Origin of the sequence: Tenacibaculum sp. SDUM215027 (assembly GCF_050566205.1) — a bacterium.
Lineage (GTDB): Bacteria > Bacteroidota > Bacteroidia > Flavobacteriales > Flavobacteriaceae > Polaribacter.
Genome location: NZ_JBNXUE010000004.1, coordinates 83,119 through 99,705 on the forward strand (window position 1 = coordinate 83,119; position 16,587 = coordinate 99,705).

At 32.5% G+C, this 16,587-nt stretch carries 14 protein-coding genes; 5 read left to right on the forward strand and 9 right to left on the reverse strand.

The annotated features are described in order from the left end of the window. Window positions 1-8: 8 nt before the first annotated feature. The 3 genes from ACQYZ7_RS10370 to thrA are packed head-to-tail and all read right to left on the reverse strand — an operon-like array spanning window position 9 to window position 4,009. Entirely contained in the window at window positions 9-938 is a 930-nt protein-coding gene (locus ACQYZ7_RS10370; RefSeq protein WP_430729678.1) for a homoserine kinase, read from the reverse strand. Beyond that, window positions 935-1,564 carry a class I SAM-dependent methyltransferase gene (locus tag ACQYZ7_RS10375; RefSeq protein ID WP_430729679.1) on the reverse strand — a complete coding sequence of 210 codons (630 nt, stop codon included), beginning with the start codon at window positions 1,562-1,564 and terminating at the stop codon, window positions 935-937. Before ACQYZ7_RS10375 ends, ACQYZ7_RS10370 begins: the two co-directional genes overlap by 4 nt. Before the next feature lie 3 nt (window positions 1,565-1,567). Continuing rightward, complete coding sequence (gene thrA / locus ACQYZ7_RS10380) at window positions 1,568-4,009, reverse strand: bifunctional aspartate kinase/homoserine dehydrogenase I (RefSeq protein WP_430729680.1); 2,442 nt, start codon at window positions 4,007-4,009, stop codon at window positions 1,568-1,570. Between the two features lie 451 nt (window positions 4,010-4,460). Here thrA and ACQYZ7_RS10385 point away from each other — a divergent pair, with 451 nt between their 5' ends. The 3 genes from ACQYZ7_RS10385 to ACQYZ7_RS10395 all read left to right on the forward strand — a co-directional run bounded on the left by ACQYZ7_RS10385 (window position 4,461) and on the right by ACQYZ7_RS10395 (window position 6,051). Further along, complete coding sequence (locus ACQYZ7_RS10385; protein WP_335619855.1) at window positions 4,461-4,649, forward strand: hypothetical protein; 189 nt, start codon at window positions 4,461-4,463, stop codon at window positions 4,647-4,649. A gap of 20 nt (window positions 4,650-4,669) precedes the next feature. Then, a complete protein-coding gene (locus tag ACQYZ7_RS10390; RefSeq protein WP_430729681.1) occupies window positions 4,670-5,290 on the forward strand; it encodes a hypothetical protein in 621 nt (206 codons plus the stop codon). A 353-nt stretch (window positions 5,291-5,643) separates the two neighbouring features. Next, complete coding sequence (locus ACQYZ7_RS10395) at window positions 5,644-6,051, forward strand: hypothetical protein (protein ID WP_430729682.1); 408 nt, start codon at window positions 5,644-5,646, stop codon at window positions 6,049-6,051. Here ACQYZ7_RS10395 and ACQYZ7_RS10400 read toward each other — a convergent pair. The 6 genes from ACQYZ7_RS10400 to ACQYZ7_RS10425 all read right to left on the reverse strand — a co-directional run bounded on the left by ACQYZ7_RS10400 (window position 6,003) and on the right by ACQYZ7_RS10425 (window position 13,413). After that, window positions 6,003-6,395, reverse strand: a complete 393-nt coding sequence (locus ACQYZ7_RS10400) for an IS110 family transposase (protein ID WP_430729683.1) — start codon at window positions 6,393-6,395, stop codon at window positions 6,003-6,005. The genes ACQYZ7_RS10395 and ACQYZ7_RS10400 overlap by 49 nt on opposite strands. Before the next feature lie 423 nt (window positions 6,396-6,818). Next, window positions 6,819-7,064 (reverse strand): hypothetical protein, encoded by a 246-nt coding sequence (locus ACQYZ7_RS10405; RefSeq protein WP_274639792.1) that lies wholly within the window; start codon window positions 7,062-7,064, stop codon window positions 6,819-6,821. A gap of 1 nt (window position 7,065) precedes the next feature. Next, window positions 7,066-8,085, reverse strand: coding sequence for a hypothetical protein (locus tag ACQYZ7_RS10410; protein ID WP_430729684.1), 1,020 nt, complete (start codon window positions 8,083-8,085; stop codon window positions 7,066-7,068). Then, on the reverse strand, window positions 8,045-10,471 hold the full coding sequence (locus ACQYZ7_RS10415; RefSeq protein WP_430729685.1) for a PAAR domain-containing protein: 2,427 nt from the start codon (window positions 10,469-10,471) through the stop codon (window positions 8,045-8,047). The genes ACQYZ7_RS10410 and ACQYZ7_RS10415 overlap by 41 nt, the downstream gene beginning before the upstream one ends. A 120-nt stretch (window positions 10,472-10,591) precedes the next feature. Further along, window positions 10,592-11,770 (reverse strand): aspartate aminotransferase family protein, encoded by a 1,179-nt coding sequence (locus tag ACQYZ7_RS10420; protein ID WP_430729686.1) that lies wholly within the window; start codon window positions 11,768-11,770, stop codon window positions 10,592-10,594. A 5-nt stretch (window positions 11,771-11,775) separates the two neighbouring features. After that, on the reverse strand, window positions 11,776-13,413 hold the full coding sequence (locus ACQYZ7_RS10425) for an OstA-like protein (protein WP_430729687.1): 1,638 nt from the start codon (window positions 13,411-13,413) through the stop codon (window positions 11,776-11,778). Window positions 13,414-13,551: 138 nt separating this feature from the next. Here ACQYZ7_RS10425 and ACQYZ7_RS10430 point away from each other — a divergent pair, with 138 nt between their 5' ends. Beyond that, complete coding sequence (locus ACQYZ7_RS10430) at window positions 13,552-14,982, forward strand: pyridoxal phosphate-dependent decarboxylase family protein (protein WP_430729688.1); 1,431 nt, start codon at window positions 13,552-13,554, stop codon at window positions 14,980-14,982. Window positions 14,983-15,127: 145 nt separating this feature from the next. Further along, window positions 15,128-16,582: a copper-containing nitrite reductase gene (gene nirK, locus ACQYZ7_RS10435; protein ID WP_430729689.1), complete on the forward strand. Its 1,455-nt coding sequence runs from the start codon at window positions 15,128-15,130 to the stop codon at window positions 16,580-16,582. Window positions 16,583-16,587 lie beyond the last annotated feature (5 nt).

The window sequence follows — 16,587 nt, forward strand, 5'->3', positions numbered from 1 at the left end:
ACTTAATATTAGTTTGTTTCTAAAATTTTAATTCCTTCCGTATTAATTTTTGAAAGAATCATGTTGAAATCAATGTGTTTGTCTTGATAGGCTTTTTCAATGCTTTTATACACTTCTTGTGCATTTTTATCTCCTTTACATAATGCAAAAATAGTTGGTCCAGAGCCTGAAATACCAGCTCCTAAAGCACCTGCTTTTAAAGCTTCCTCTTTCACTAAATCAAAATAAGGAATTAGTGTTTTTCTAGCAGGTTCAACAATAATATCAGTTAATGAATCTGCAATCAATTGATAATCGTTGGAGTGCAATCCGCTAATTAATCCAGCTACATTTGCCCATTGCGTAACTGCATCTTTCAAAGGAACTTCTTTGGGCAATACTTCTCGGGCATCTTTGGTTTTTACTTCAACCTGAGGATGGATCGCCACGACCATTAATTCTGACGGTACTGGAATTTTAACAATACTTAGTGGTTCATAGCTTCGTACTAGCGTAAATCCACCATAAATAGCAGCAGAAACATTATCTGCAATAGGAGTACCACAAGTAGCTTCTTCGCCTAACATGGCGAATTGCGTTAATTCAAGAGGAGAGAAGATAGCTCCTAATAATTGATTTACACCAAACGCAGCACCAGCTGCACTCGCAGCACTACTCCCTAAACCGCTTCCAGGTGTATATCCTTTATGAATGGTGATGTCAATACCAAAATCAACAGGATGTTTTTTTAGCATAGCCAGCACAACCACTCCCGCAGCATTTACTTGTATATCTAATGGTAAATCTGCACCAGTTATTTGGGTGATTTTTACACCTTTGGTAGCTGTTTTTGTAAAAGTCATGGTATCACCAACAGTTTCGAGTGCTAAACCTAAAGCGTCGAATCCGCAGGAAACATTGGCGACGGTTGCTGGTGAGAATATTTTTAAATAGTTCATTTTTTTGCGATTAAAAACAAGTCGGTATCACCACCTTCTTGATATAGTTTGGTGTAATTTTCTAAAATTTTAAATTCTTCTGCTTCTAAAGCTTCAATCAAATACGCTGATTCATGATAATGGATAAACATCGAATTTTTTCCATCAGAACTAGAAGTCATACGAGAATCTTTTTCATAATTTCCGACCATGGTACTGATGTATAGTAACCCGTTAGGATTTAATAAACTCGAAGCCTCTTTAAGAAGTTTTAAAACATCCTTCTTAGGAAGATACGGAAAACAAAATCCGAAGACGATTACATCAAACCGTTGTTTTAAGCTACTAACTTCTCTACAATCCATCACTTTAAATGTAGCTTTCGGGTTGTTTAGTTTCGCTAAACTCACCATATTTTCAGCAGCGTCAATACCTAAAATAGTAAGTTTCGGATTATTGTCTAGAAGATATTTAGTAACTTTTCCAAAGCCACAAGCTACATCTAACACACTTTTATGAACGGGCTGTATATGTTTTAAAAGTAGTTCATAACTATGGTTATATACAGTATCATTTGCAAATTTATCTTGATATGCTTGCGCTACTTTATTATAAACATCAATAGTATTTTTATATCGATTTTCCATACACTACTTATTTCCAATTCGTATCACATCTGCAAAAATTCCAGAAGCAGTTACTTCAGCACCCGCACCCGCACCTTTTATTTGTAGCGGATTTACAGGGTATCTATCTGTAAAAAATAACACGATGTTGTCACTTCCTTCTAAATTATAAAAAGGATGGTCAAAAGGAATATGTTGGAGTCCCACACTCGCTTTTCCATCGTTAAATTCAGCGACATATTTTAAACGACAATTTTTATCAGCAGCTTCTTTATAGATTTGTTGAAATTGTGCCTCAAATTCAGTTAAAGAAGCATAAAAATTATCATTATTGGTTGTTTCTAGACTCTTTTTAGGTAAAAAAGCATTGTTTTCAATATCAGAAAGCTCTAATTCATAACCACTTTCACGTGCTAGAATTAATATTTTTCGAGCAACATCTACACCACTTAAATCAATTTTCGGATCTGGTTCTGTGTATCCTTGCTCTTGTGCTTGTTTTACGACATCATGGAAAGAAATATCTTCATTAAAATTATTGAAAACAAAATTCAATGATCCTGATAAAACAGCTTGTATTTTATGTACTCGATCACCAGAAGCTATTAAATTTTTAAGCGTGTCAATAACAGGTAAACCTGCACCTACGTTGGTTTCGAATAAAAAAGGGGCATTGTACTTTCGAGAAATACTTTTTAACTTTTTGTAGTTATTTAATTCGGAAGCACAGGCTATTTTATTACAAGTAACCACCGCAATATTATTCGCTAAATAGTGCTCGTATACCTCTGATACTTTTTGATTGGCAGTATTGTCGATAAACACTGAGTTGCGAAGGTTCAACGTTTTTACTTTTTGAAAAAAGTTATCTAAAGAACTTAATTCTCCGCCTTGTAATTGTTCTTTCCAAGAGTTTAAATTGATGCCATTATCATCAAAAATCATTTTTTTAGAATTAGAAATTCCAATAACTCGCACATTTAGTTTTAAATGCTCTTTTAAATATTTTTTTTGCTGATGGATTTGTGCTAAAAAACGGACCCCAACATTCCCCACACCAGTAACAAATAGGTTAAGTTGCTTCATTTTTTCCTCAAAAAACTGTTCGTGTAGGGTATTCAATGCTTTTTTAGCATCTGAACTATTGATAACAGCTGAAATGTTTTTCTCGGATGCACCTTGTGCAATAGCACGAATGTTCACGTTATTTTTGCCTAAAGAACTAAACATTTGTCCACTTAAACCTTGGTGGTTTTTCATGTTGTCACCTACCAAAGCGATAATAGCCAATCCTTGTTCTACAATAATTGGATCTATTTTATGACGCTCTATTTCAATAGCAAAGGCTTCATTAATTTTTTGAGCTGCTTTTAGAGCATCTTCATCATAAATTCCTACACAGATAGAATGTTCAGAAGATGCTTGTGTAATCATCACCACATTAATATTGTGAGCAGATAAAGTTTCAAATAAGCGTTTTGAAATGCCAGAAACACCTACCATGCCACTTCCTTCTAAAGTTAGCAGAGTAATATTTTCGATATGTGAAATTCCTTTTACAGGTTTTCCATTTTTAGTAATTTTAGAAATCAGCGTTCCCATATTTTCTGGTTCAAAAGTATTTTTAATTCGAATAGGAATCTCCTTTTCTAACACAGGCTGAATAGTAGGAGGGAAGATAACTTTCGCTCCAAAATGAGATAATTCCATAGCCTCTTGATAGGAAATATGTGATATAGGGAACGCTTGCTTTACCATATGCGGATTTGCAGTATACATACCACTAACATCTGTCCAAATTTGTAATTCTTCAGCACTTAAAGCAGCAGCATAAATAGCTGCGGAATAATCAGAACCTCCACGTCCTAAAGTAGTAGTTTTCCCTTCTTTTGTTTGGGCAATAAACCCTGGTAAAATAGTTACTTGATGTTTATTTTGATTAAAATATTCTTTGCAGTTGGCGTTTGTTAGCTCAAAATCTACTTGTGCTTTGTCAAAAGTATTTGAAGTGATAATCAATTCTCTACTATCTTTATAGACAGCGTCTAATTCATTGCTTGCTATGTTTGCAATGATATAAGAAGATAGTAGTTCCCCAAAACCGCTAATGGTAGCTAGTGCCTTTGGTGTAATTTCTTTCAATAAAAAGCACCCCTCAAGCAATGTTTTTAATTGCTCAAAAAGTGAATTGATATGGCTTTTAACTTCTTTCTGTCTACTGTTAGGTATTAATGCTTCAATTACTTCAATGTGTATTGATTCAACTTCGTTGAAGTTTTCGAGGTAATTAGCATTGCTTTGAGCAGCTTGTTCTGCTGATGCAATGAGTTTATTTGTAGTTTTTCCAAATGCTGAAACCACAACGAGGAGTTGGTCGTTTACCGAAGCATTGACAATTATTTGTACTACTTTTTCTATATTTTGACTGTTGGCTACCGATGAACCACCGAATTTTAAAATTTTCATTTTAAAAAGATAATGAATTAAAAATAAGATTTTTAGTGCTATTTATCTGTTTTCAAATCTTTTGAAAAAATAAATATATACGGAATGATGATATGTATAGAAATAACCCCTAAAGGGTTGTCGTAGTAATTGTAGTTGTTGTGCCAACAAAAGAAGCCGTAGTATTTACAGCTGGAATAGAGATAATATGTCTTTTGTTGTTAAACATTACCCCAAATGTATAAATTATTTTCAAATAACAATAAAAGATGTTCTTTTTTTATAAAACTGCTCAAATTAAAAACTCTTTTGATTCTTTATAAAACATGACTATATTGCAAAAGAATAAGAGGAATAAAATTGCTAAAAATTGCTGCTTATCCTGCCAAAAAAGGAGTATAATGGTAAGTTTATTCTGTATATGAACTAGTCGTAAAACATTTAAGAGAAACACTAACCAAAAATTAAAAAGATGCAAAAAATCATTACTGTAACTACACACACAAACATCATTGACAAAGACGATAAATTTACAGAAAAGGAATATCCGAAAATAAATGAATATTTGGAAGACGGTTATGTGGTCAAACAAGTTGTTCCAGTAGTAACTAATTCGGAAAGCAGTTATATGTATTCAATTACCTTTGTTTTGGAAAAATAAATTCAAAACTTAAGAACTGAATGAATATACTTAAAAACATTTTAACCATTATTGCGGAAATTGTAATACTAATTTTAGCAATAATCTGGTTTATTAGGACGAAGGAAGAAGAACCTGTAATAGTGATTATTGGTTCTTCTGTATTTCTAACAGTAAGTCTAATAACTAAACTAACAGATAGGAAATCAAGACCTAAAATAGTATTTCATCGCAAAAATGATTTTACTATGCGTGGACCTTTAGGCTACACACCTAACAACCCAAGAGTAATAAGGGTGGGAATTGATAAAGTCGAGCAATATTGGGAATTAACTTGGGTATATGATTTGGAAATTAGAAATAATTCTTCAGTTACGGCCTACAATTATAAAGTAGACTTTAAAAACAAACCGAACCGAACTGAAATAAAAGGTGCCGAAATTGGAAAAATACAACCTATAAAGCCTGACGACAAATTTGAGTTTAGTTTCCGACTTACACAAATGGTAACTGGAACGCATATTGACGCTGACAAATATTTAAAAGAGAACGCAGATAAAATCCTCAAGGATATGAAAATAATTGCCTCATATTCTAATGAACACGATAAATCTTTCACAACCGAATACGATTGGATTTCGGACAGCAATAAATTTAAGTGAGGAAAAACGTTTTACAACAACGTATCCTATAACTCATAGATAATTAGTTGCTTAATCCAAAGTTAAGGCATATTTGCAAGTCCGCCAAATTTTTTAATTTGGCTTATTGATAAAAAGGTGATAAGAAAATTAAAAAATTCGACTCGTGCTTAACCGAAAAGTTATCGCCAATTTGCACGCTACGAGCCATATACAAGACCGTTGTGCCTCATTATGACCCGTCCTGAATAAAGGCTACATAATTTTAAACATTATGTACAGAAATGACAAAGTAATTAGACGGTATTCAGAACCTTTTAAATTAAAAATAGAACCTAAAAAGAAAAATCTATAAAATTAAAACTATTGGAATTATGAAAGAAATCAATCTTGAATCTGACTTGAATCTGATTTGCGTGCGTGCAAAATCATTCCCACAAGGAATTGAGGATTCTTTTAAAACATTGGAAAGGAAAGTGCCAACTCGGAAAGGAAGGGAATGTTACGGAATTTATGAAGAAAATGAAAATGGAATAACTTATCGAGCGGGAATGCTAAAAAAAACCGACGATGAAGATGCCAAATATGGACTTGAAAATTATATCGTGAAAAAAGGTAAATATTTGGGAGTAACGATTAACAATTGGAAAAGCAACATTCCAAAAATTGGGCAAACCTTTGACAAAATGGTAGAGGACGAACGTGTAGAAAAAAACAGTCCGTCAATAGAAGTCTATAAAGGACTTAATGATGTGATTTGTATGGTAAAAATGAAAAGTTGAAACGGAAAAGCACCACAACAAAGAACTGAGGTAAAAAACAAGTAAATTTTCCAAAACTTTATATCCGTCTTTACTTTTGATAAATTCATTTGAATAAATCGTTTTACCTTCAACGGATTTTCTACCGATACAAAAATTCCTTTTTCTAATAAAAAATAGGCTAACCGTACATGATAATATCCTGTAGTTTCCATTATACAATGAGTTAAATCATTTGTGATTAACAACAGCTCTTTAAAGCCTGATGCATCATTTTTAAATTGACTCCAATTGCCTTGATAATCATACACATCTAAAACATCTTTACTAACATCGACTCCTAAAAATTGTTTATTTTTACTCATAAGAAAAAAGGATTGGAAAGAAAATACTACCAACAATTCAACAACTTGAAAACGAGATCTTGGTCTCATAGAACTGAACGAATTCGAAGTAGTAAAAGCGTAGGGATTATCAATGTTGACGAAATCTAGGTTTCAACGTATATCATAACCTTACTCTACGCTTTTTTCTTTCTGATTTATATTTCTAAATTTAATGAATTGCTAACTTAAGATGTATAACCGCAATTACGGCGGATTCGACTACCCTTTCAGGTACGCCCAGGGTAAACTGAATCCACTCAGAATTGCTAATGCCTATGCTAAACCGAAAAACAAAGTAAATTTAAATTGTAACGGACATAAGATAAAAAGTATTGAATAAATTTCAGACTTAATGAAAACAAGAAAACTTTGAGTGTTTTAGTAGAATTTATGAAGTCAACATTAATTATTTTGTTTTTTCTTTTTAATGTAGTGATAGATATAATGAAAAGGTAGTGATAAAAAAGCTCCAATAGTCGAAGCTACTCCTAAATACAATAACAAAATAATAAACTCACCTAAGCCTGTACAAAAACTACATTTACCAGAGATATATTTTTCATGCCATATAATTATAGCAATGATATCAAAGAAAACAATACCATATATGACATGTGTACAACCAAAATTATCACTTTTTTTATTCATGTTAATTTTTTTTCTCTTTTTCGGAATATGATTTATACTCAGGTAATTCTTTGTAATTTTTAGGTCGTATGGCATAAAAACCAGCAAAGGATTTATCAGGATAAGTTTGTCTTGGTAATTGTTCTATAAAAAATACTTCGTCGCTACCACCTAATTCTTTAGGTATTTGATATATATTCATATCAGCATTAAACCCCATAGCTCCATAACGCCTAAATTTTAAGACATCCCCTTGTGGTAAATGAAGTTCGAACATATAATAGCCTGAGGAAAAACTAATAGGGTTTAAACCTTTACTTTTTTGTTTATCCATTTCTACATATTCGACTAATTGTAGGGTTTTGTTATCTAGTAGGTTGTCAAAAACTTCAGGAATTTTTATCATACGAATTTCCTCAGGGGTTATTTTCGTAGGGTATTTTTCATAAACCTTGTCATCGAATGTTTCTGGGGTAAATAGTTTTTCATCATATGAAAACTTATTCCAATTACCATCTATTTTCATATAGTAGTTCCAAGAAGATTCATAAACATAGGATGCTTTATTATAGGATTCACTAAACTTTTTTAACCAGCTTTTCATATCCTTTTTTTCATCATACGTTATAGGGTTAAGGTAGTTTTTTTTGATATTATCTCCGTTTAGTAACCAATTCCTATAGTACTTACCTGTCCATAATGTAGCGTCTTGAAGCGTTCTATACCAATATTCTTTATCATCTAAAACATTTGCAAAAAAATCAACTTTCTGTCTTGAAATATCTTTTTCATTTTCTCCAAGTAAGCTAATTATTTTTTGCTTATTTTCTATTAATTTTTCTTTTACAACAAAATCCTTATCGTAGAGTTTAATTATTTCATAATTCTCGGTTCCTTGATGTTCGTGTAAATCTTTATATTCAATATATTGTTGCATCTCTTTTTTTACTTTTTCTTTTTTAATATAACTACAGTTTGTAAATATTACTGTAGTGATAATACTAATGCTTATGATCTTCTTCATCATATAATTTACTTTCATATTTTTCTTGTTTGTGTACATAAGCTTTAACAACATTGTTAATATAATCAGTATCTGCAATTGAAGAATCAATAAGGTTTTTGGTTAGTTTTGTTTTTACTTCTTTTTTTTCTTGTTCTCTTTTTTCTTCTTCAGATAACTTGTCTACGTTACCATCATACTCCATTCTATAGAATTTATCTTTTCCAGCATTCTTTATACGTTCAAATATAGAAGTATTTCCGTATTGGTCGTTAAAACTATCATTTTTGTCTTGCAGTAATTTTGTGTGTAAAATATGACCCACGGGAGCAAAGTGAGCGTACAAATCAGCACTTTGTAAAGGAGCATATTGCAGTAGCATATTTTGGTAAGTTACATAAGTCAAATTATATAAAATAATGGCATATTTTTCGTCGCTAGAATATCTCCATTTACGAGTTAAGTGTTTAGGTGTTTTAATAGAGGTTTTAAAATGTCCTTCAAATAAGTTACTAAGGCTAGTATTAATAGTTTTATTTTTATAAGTAGTAATTAGTTTGTTGTATAACGCTATTTTTTTATGATTAGTTTCTATAAACTTATAGGTTCCAATTAAAACATCACCAACTGCGTCTGCAGTAAACTTGTGTTTAGTATAATTTTGGTAGATTGATTTAGCTAGCTTAAAAGCATTCATAGCAACGCCCCAACGTATAGCTACTTTACTATAACCTTGCCAATGTACACCGTGCATTTGCTGTTTTACAGTAGGTGTATCTAATTCTTCTAAGGCATTATAATCGTAACGCTCTTCAGCTACATAAGGAGGCACTACAACATAACCACTTTTGGCTCCATATAAAGATAAATCAATAATTTTTTTACCTTGTAGTGTTTGATAATGTGGAGGAATAGTATCTTGTTTATGAAAATATTCAGCGCTGAATAAAGTTTTATCTTTTTTTGGATGACAGGCACTTTTAACTTCGGGTATATCTCCATCTATAGTAACTAAATCACCCCTGTCGTTTGGAAAGGTAAATTGTACAGCTCTACTTTTATAAGCATTCCAATCGTAACAGATGGCTTTTACATGTTCAAACAAACCTCGTTTGTTAAATACTTTTTTGTATTTAGGACTGTATAACTCAGATAAAGCGCTTAAAAATTTGTGTCCACTATCTTCATTTTTACCCATGAGTACAGCATTTTTATAAACCATATACTCTTGTGTCTTTTTCTTTATAAGGCTGTCATAGTTTTTTCCATATAACCCTTTAGGTTGATGCACTCCTAAAAAAATAGTATTTATAGCTACTTTATCCCATCCCATTTCATTAGCAAGTTTTATAATCCCTAGTTTTACACCAGCAGCCATACAAGCACCTTGACTATGACCAACAATAGTTACGGGTTTATAATGAGGTGAGTGGCTTTCTATTTCGGGTTTTTCTTCTTTTTTTGCATCAACTTTTTCTTTTTCAATAAGTCTCCAATTAGAACGAGCCCATTCATACCCCAAGGCAATACCATGGTCTACTCTATGTGCTCCGCTACTTCCTAGCCCATGTGAACCATTTATGTAGTGCACTCTACCTTCTGCATTAAAGTATTTAGAATAGGTTTCTGTAGCTTTATAATCGTTAGAAATATCATTCCAATAACCATAATACTTGCTCTCTGGAGTTTTAAAAATTAAAGTAGCAGGGTTTCTAAACTTTTCTTCAACTATTTTTCTAATTTTACTTTTATCCAGATCTTTTTCATGTTGTTCAGCAGTGTAATAATCGTCATGATCAATGCGATTTTTTTCGTTAGTGTTTTCACCTCTTAAAGTAAACCAACCAGGTTTGTCAGGATTTAAATCCATAACAGCGTTCCAATGTGATTCACTGTTGGTTACTATATCGCTTAAATAACCATTTATAAAAATAATTTCACCTTGCAGTTTTGGAAGTTTTTTTTCTTCAGTTTCTTGTTGTTCAGCAAGTTCTTTTATTTCTTGTTGATTGGCTTCAGCTTGTTTGAGCATTTTTGTGTTACCTGTAATTGCAGCCCCAATTCTGTCTTTAAAAGTAATTTCAGGAAAGGGAATTTCATCAATAGGCATTATCACTGTTGATTGTGGTTTACTACTACTAAGAAGAACATTATTTTCTCCAGAAGTAATAGTCCCTCCATGTGCAGTCATATCACCTATACATGCTGTAGGTTTACTATTGATAAGAATAGATGAGTTACCTGTAACTACAGTATCTATACCTACATTACAAGTAGATAAACTACCAAGGGTTGCAACAGGTTTACCATTGATTAAAACATTTTGTTCTCCTTTACTAATTGGCCCACCAACATGTGGTGTTGAGCCACTACACATAGGGCATTGATGATTACCACCTAGAGTTGCAACTGGTTTTTTTGACATAGCTTTTTATTATTTTTTTGACTAAAATAATAAAAAAAGTGTTAATAACCAGTGTTTTATATGTTACTCTTTGTGTTGATAGGTTTATTGAAGTAGTAAAAAAGAATAGGAATTTAAAGTTTACAACTTGTCTAGTTGGCTTAAAATAAGGTCACATCCTTTTTCAATTTCTTTGTCAGAAATGGTTAGAGGAGGGGTGATACGAATGGCTTTTCCTTCAAAAAGTAACCAGAATAAAATCAGACCTTTGTCTAAACAGTTTAAAATTACTTGTGAGGCAGCTTCAGGAGTATCTACTAATAAAGCTAGCATTAATCCTTTTCCTCTAATTTCTTTAACTTTCGGATGATTTTTAAACTTACTACGGATTAACGTTTCTTTTCGTAGGGCTTCTTTCATTAAGTTTGAAGCAATGATTTCTTGTACTGTAGCTAAACCAGCACTAGCAATAATGGGATGTCCACCAAACGTAGTAATATGTCCTAACTTTGGGTGCTCTTTTAAACAATCCATTATTTCAAAAGACGCAATAAAAGCTCCGATAGGCATTCCACCACCTAAACCTTTACCCGTGATAATAATATCTGGAGTAACGTTATAGTTTTCAAATCCCCAAAAGGTTCCCGTGCGTCCAACACCAGATTGGATTTCATCCAAAATCAATAGCGCTCCAACTTCTTCACATCGTTGTTTTACTTTTGTTAAGTAGTCGTTTTTAGGTTCAATAAAACCAGCACCTCCTTGAATGGTTTCTAAAATGACTCCTGCTGTTTTAGAAGTAATCTTTTCTAAGTCTTGTTCGTTGTTATACTCTATAAATTTACTTCCAGGAATTAAAGGTCTAAACGCTCGGTTTTGTTGTTCAGCTCCACAAACACTCATGGCTCCTTGTGTGTTTCCGTGATACGCATTTTTAGCGGCAACAATTTCGCTTCTGCCTGTAAAACGTTTAGCTAATTTTAAAGCACCTTCGGTAGCCTCAGTACCGGAGTTTACCAAATAAACAGATGATAGGTTGGGAGGTAAGGTGGCAGCCAAAGCTTTGCATAATTCTAATTGTGGCTTTTGTATAAACTCGCCATACACCATTACGTGTGTGTATTGATCTAGTTGACTTTTTATGGCTTCGTTAACCTTCGGATGATTGTGTCCTAAACTATTGGCAGAAACTCCAGCTACGAAATCTAACATAGCTTTTCCGTTGTTGTCGTAGATATAACTTCCTTTGGCATGCGAAATTTCAATGGCTAAAGGATGCGGAGTTGTTTGTCCTTGATATTTAAAAAAATCGTCTTTCACGTGAATTATTTTAATCTTTTAGGATTTAATTCTTCTTGCTTTTTCTTCTTAGTAGTTTCTTCGATAAATTTTTCTTTGGCTTCTTTAACTACTTTTGGCTGCTTTTTTGCTTTTGAAGTAGGAGTAGCTGTAGTATCTTTTATAAAAATATCTTCCACCGTTTTTGGCTGTTCATCTCCACGCCATATAAAACCTTTAAATTTTTTCTCTTCAGAAGGGAATTCAGAAGGGGGGTAGGTTTTGCCTTCTGATTTTTTAAAGTATGTAGTTTGAATAATTTCCCCGTCTTCTAAAATAAACTCAATATCACTCGCTATTTCTTTGGTTATAGTTTCTAATTCGTGTGTCTTTTCGTTGTTACTATAATATAAAGATTCTGCATTTCCTTTTACCAACATAGTTCTTAATTCACCTTTTTCAAACTTTCCGAAAATATTTCTTCCTTTAATTTGATTAAAATTTTCTTTATGTACAGAGTCTTGCTGAATCATAAAAGCATTTTGAAGGACTTTTAAAGAATCGAGCTTGTTGGTTTCTGTATTCGTAAGTAACTGAATACTGTCTCCTGTAATCTGACTGTTTTTAGACCATAAAATAGGGTTTTTAAACATTCTTGTTAAGCCAGTTTCTTGGCTTGTATGAATGGAATCACATTTACCTTGTAAATCGGACTTAAATATTTTTACATTATTAAAAATGCGTGCAATACGCTTTTCAGGTTTTCCTGTAAGTAAAATCTTATCACCGGCTACATACATAGAATCTTTGTCAAGCACAGAAATAGCAACAGCTCTATCAATAATAAATAAAGAATCTTTGTGTTCGTATAACTCAGCATAGTTTCCTTTAGTTACCATGTTTTGAACAGTGTCTACCACTTTAATATTATTGGTAGCAGAGGCAAACCCGTTACGTTTATCATAGTACAAGCTATCAGCAGAAACAGTTCGTTCTTTTAAGAAAAGTTTAGCTCGTTTTACGAAGTAAGAAATATCAGTATTTGTGTCGTAAAAACCTCTTTCGGAATACACTTTAGTACTATCCTTTAAATTGGTAATGGTGCTTGGTCCGTATAAATAAGCCAAGTTAGTATTTGTATAATAATCTAAATGGTCAGACTCTAAATGATTTTCTGGGTTAACAACTGTAACTTTAGATTTAGCAGTAAACTTTTTCTCTCTTAAAAGGTAAGTTCCTCTTTCACTTTTAAGGGTGTTTTTGGTGTCGCGTATTGTTCCGCTATTTGGATAATACAAAACTTGATTAACTCTATCAAAATGAAGCGTATCTGTTTTTAGCGTCATTTCTTTATCGTTTATTTCTACATTCCCCCAAGATTTTGCCTTTTTTGTATTTCCGTTATAAGTAGCAAAATCGCTATATTGAATAATACTATCTCCTTGTTCGATAATTACTTCACCAATAGCCTTAAATAAGTTTTTGTCCTTATAAAGTAGTGCTCTTTTACAATCTAAAGTGGCTCCTTCGTGAGACATTTTAACTTTACCTATTAATATGGTTGCACCGGGATACTTATTTTCATCTGCGGTTGCTTGTTCAGTAGAAAGTATTTTGATTTTTTTTGTTTGAGAAAAACTTACAACAGAGAATAATATAAAAATTAGTAGAAATAGTTTTTTCAAAATAATACGATTTAATGCACAAAAATAATGAAAAGAATATGCCAAAATCTTAATAAAGAAATAAAATTATCAAGATAAATAAAAGGCTGTCATTTAGTAAATGGTTAATTTTGTAGCAAATTAAAAAAATATAAAGATATGAGCGCTCACTTTGATTTATCAAAAGAAGAGATGAAGTCTTACGGATATAAAATTGTTGATATAATTGCTGAACATTGGGCTACATTGGAGCAAAAAAAGCCGGTAGCTAGTGCTTCTAGAAAAGAAATGGATAATATTTTTTTACAAGAAGCTCCAAACAGTGGTATGCCAGCTGATAAGGTGTTAGATTTTGTGATGGACAATGTAATACCTAATAGTACTGTTATTTCGCACCCCAAAGCGTATTCATTTGTACCTGGGCCTAGTAATTTTATCAGTACAATGGCTGATAGTTTAGCAACAGGGTTTAATATTTTTTCTGGTGGATGGATGGTTTCTCCTGCAGCAGCAGAGTTAGAAATTGTAACTATGAATTGGTTGTTAAAAATGTACAATTTTCCTGTTGAAAAAGGAGGAGGGATTTTTACCAGCGGTGGTTCTATGGCAAATCTAACAGCTTTGGTTACTGCTAGACGTTTAAAATGTGGAGATGATTTTTCTAAGGCTGTTATTTATTTATCTGATCAGGCACACTCCTCAAACATTAAAGCAATACGTGTTTTAGGGTTTAAAAAAGAGCAAATTCGAGTTTTACCTACCGACATTGAATTCAGAATTAGTATAAACAAGTTAAAAAATGCCATAGCAAAGGACAGGTTAGAAGGCCTGCAACCGTTTTGTTATATCGCATCAGCAGGTACCACAAACACGGGTACTGTAGATCCTCTTGATGAAATAGCAGATATATGTGAAGAAGAGAGTTTATGGTTTCATATTGATGGAGCCTATGGTGGAGCGGCTATTTTATCGAAAAAAGGAGCGAAAGCTTTACGTGGTATTGAACGTGCAGATTCATTAACAGTAGATCCTCATAAATGGTTTTATCAACCTTATGAAATAGGGTGTTTACTAGTAAAAGATGCTTCTTGGTTAAGTGGTACTTTTAGTGAAAAACCTGAATATTTACGTGATATTGAAGGAAACGAATCTGAAATTAACTTTTACGATTACGGTATCCAGCTGACAAGACGTTTTAGAGCATTGAAGTTTTACATGTCTATAAAAACTTATGGATTAGATGCTTTTAAGGAAGCTGTTACTTACAATATACAGTTAACTGATGATGTAGAAAAAATGCTGCGAAAAAGTAGAAATTGGGAAATTATTTCTCCTGCTACGTTGGCGGTCATAAATTTTAGATACAATCCTATCGGGTTGAATTTATCAGAAAAAGAGATTGATAAATTAAATCAGAAAATATCTCAAAAAATAATGGATTCTAGAGAAGCATTTTTAGTAACTACTATATTGAATAAACAAGTGGTGCTGAGAATGTGTTTAATAAATCCTAAAACCACAATGGAGCATATTAAAGAAACCTTAGAGTTGTGTCATCAATTTGGTGAAGAAATTTTAAAAGAAAATTAATTAAAAGGGAGCTATAAGCTCCCTTTTTTTGTTTTCATGATAAAAATCATATTTCATAAGCTTTTCTGTTAGTAGCTTTGTTTATATAAAAGATAAAAAAGTCTTTTATTTTAAAAAGAAGTAATAACTACATCAATAGAGAGAAATGAAACAAGTGAAAACAATTTCAATGATTTTAGCAGCTATGTTTTTAATGACAAGTTGTAAAAATGAAAAATCTGAAAGCTTAGCCATGAAAGATGCTTCAGATATAGTAATTAAAGGGACTATAGAAGCAGAATTAACAGCTCCACCTCATGTTCCAGTGCCTGTGGGTAACAGAACTGCTAAAAAGTTACTAGTAAACATGGAGATTCTTGAAAAAGAAGGAACTATGACAGATGGTGTAGAATATGTGTACTGGACGTTTGGTGGTTCAGTTCCAGGAAGTTTTATAAGAACTAGAGTAGGAGATGAAGTAGAATTTACGTTGTCAAACCACCCAGATAATAGATTACCTCATAATATTGACTTACACGCTGTAACTGGTCCTGGAGGAGGAGCAACTTCTTCATTTGTAGCTCCTGGTCATAAAAAAACATTTTCATTTAAAACTTTAAACCCAGGGTTGTATGTATATCACTGTGCTACCGCACCTGTAGGAATGCATATTGCTAACGGAATGTATGGTTTAATTTTAGTGGAACCAGAAGGTGGATTACCAAAAGTAGACAAAGAATACTATATTATGCAAGGTGATTTCTATACAAAAGGAGAGAATGGAGAACCTGGTTTACAGGCTTTCGATATGAGGAAAGCAGTAGATGAAGATGCTGATTATGTTGTATTTAATGGTAAGGTAGGAGCTTTAACTGGAGATAATGCAATTACGGCTAATGTTGGTGAAACAGTACGTTTATTTGTCGGTAATGGTGGTCCTAACTTAACGTCATCTTTCCACGTTATTGGTGAAATTTTTGATAATGTTCATATAGAAGGAGGAGATGTAATTAATAAGAACGTACAAACAACATCAATTCCAGCAGGAGGAGCAGCAATCGTTGATTTTAAAGTGGATGTTCCGGGTACGTTTATTTTAGTAGATCACGCTATTTTTAGAGCTTTTAACAAAGGAGCTTTAGGAATGTTAAAAGTAAAAGGTGAAGAAAATAAAAGATTGTATTCAGGAGTAAAACAAGAAGGTATTTATAACCCAGAAGGAGGTACAATTCAAGAAATGCCAAATGGTAAAGAAGATAAGGTTGTTGCTTCTAAACAAGAAAAAACATTAGCACAAAAAATAGCAGATGGTAAACAGATTTATACTAAAACATGTTTTGCTTGTCACCAAGCGAATGGAGAAGGAATTCCAAATGCATTTCCTCCTTTAGCAAAATCAGACTACTTAAATGCTGATGTTAAGAGAGCTATTGATATTGTTTTACATGGTAAAACAGGTGAAATAACTGTTAATGGTCAAAAATACAATAGTGTTATGACCAAACAAGCTTTAAACGATCAAGAAGTAGCAGATGTACTAACTTATGTTTACAATTCTTGGGGTAACAATAAAACAAATGTTAGTGTAAATACTGTACTAGAAGTAAAAAGTGCTCACTAAAAGCA

Bases quoted from the DNA above. Each gene is read 5' to 3' on its own strand.
- nirK (WP_430729689.1), top strand. From the start codon at position 15,128: ATGAAACAAGTGAAAACAATTTCAATGATTTTAGCAGCTATGTTTTTA.
- ACQYZ7_RS10390 (WP_430729681.1), top strand. From the start codon at position 4,670: ATGAATATACTTAAAAACATTTTAACCATTATTGCGGAAATTGTAATA.
- ACQYZ7_RS10375 (WP_430729679.1), bottom strand. From the start codon at position 1,564: ATGGAAAATCGATATAAAAATACTATTGATGTTTATAATAAAGTAGCG.
- thrA (WP_430729680.1), bottom strand. From the start codon at position 4,009: ATGAAAATTTTAAAATTCGGTGGTTCATCGGTAGCCAACAGTCAAAAT.
- ACQYZ7_RS10395 (WP_430729682.1), top strand. From the start codon at position 5,644: ATGAAAGAAATCAATCTTGAATCTGACTTGAATCTGATTTGCGTGCGT.
- ACQYZ7_RS10385 (WP_335619855.1), top strand. From the start codon at position 4,461: ATGCAAAAAATCATTACTGTAACTACACACACAAACATCATTGACAAA.
- ACQYZ7_RS10430 (WP_430729688.1), top strand. From the start codon at position 13,552: ATGAGCGCTCACTTTGATTTATCAAAAGAAGAGATGAAGTCTTACGGA.
- ACQYZ7_RS10410 (WP_430729684.1), bottom strand. From the start codon at position 8,085: ATGAAAGTAAATTATATGATGAAGAAGATCATAAGCATTAGTATTATC.
- ACQYZ7_RS10400 (WP_430729683.1), bottom strand. From the start codon at position 6,395: ATGAGTAAAAATAAACAATTTTTAGGAGTCGATGTTAGTAAAGATGTT.
- ACQYZ7_RS10415 (WP_430729685.1), bottom strand. From the start codon at position 10,471: ATGTCAAAAAAACCAGTTGCAACTCTAGGTGGTAATCATCAATGCCCT.
- ACQYZ7_RS10370 (WP_430729678.1), bottom strand. From the start codon at position 938: ATGAACTATTTAAAAATATTCTCACCAGCAACCGTCGCCAATGTTTCC.
- ACQYZ7_RS10405 (WP_274639792.1), bottom strand. From the start codon at position 7,064: ATGAATAAAAAAAGTGATAATTTTGGTTGTACACATGTCATATATGGT.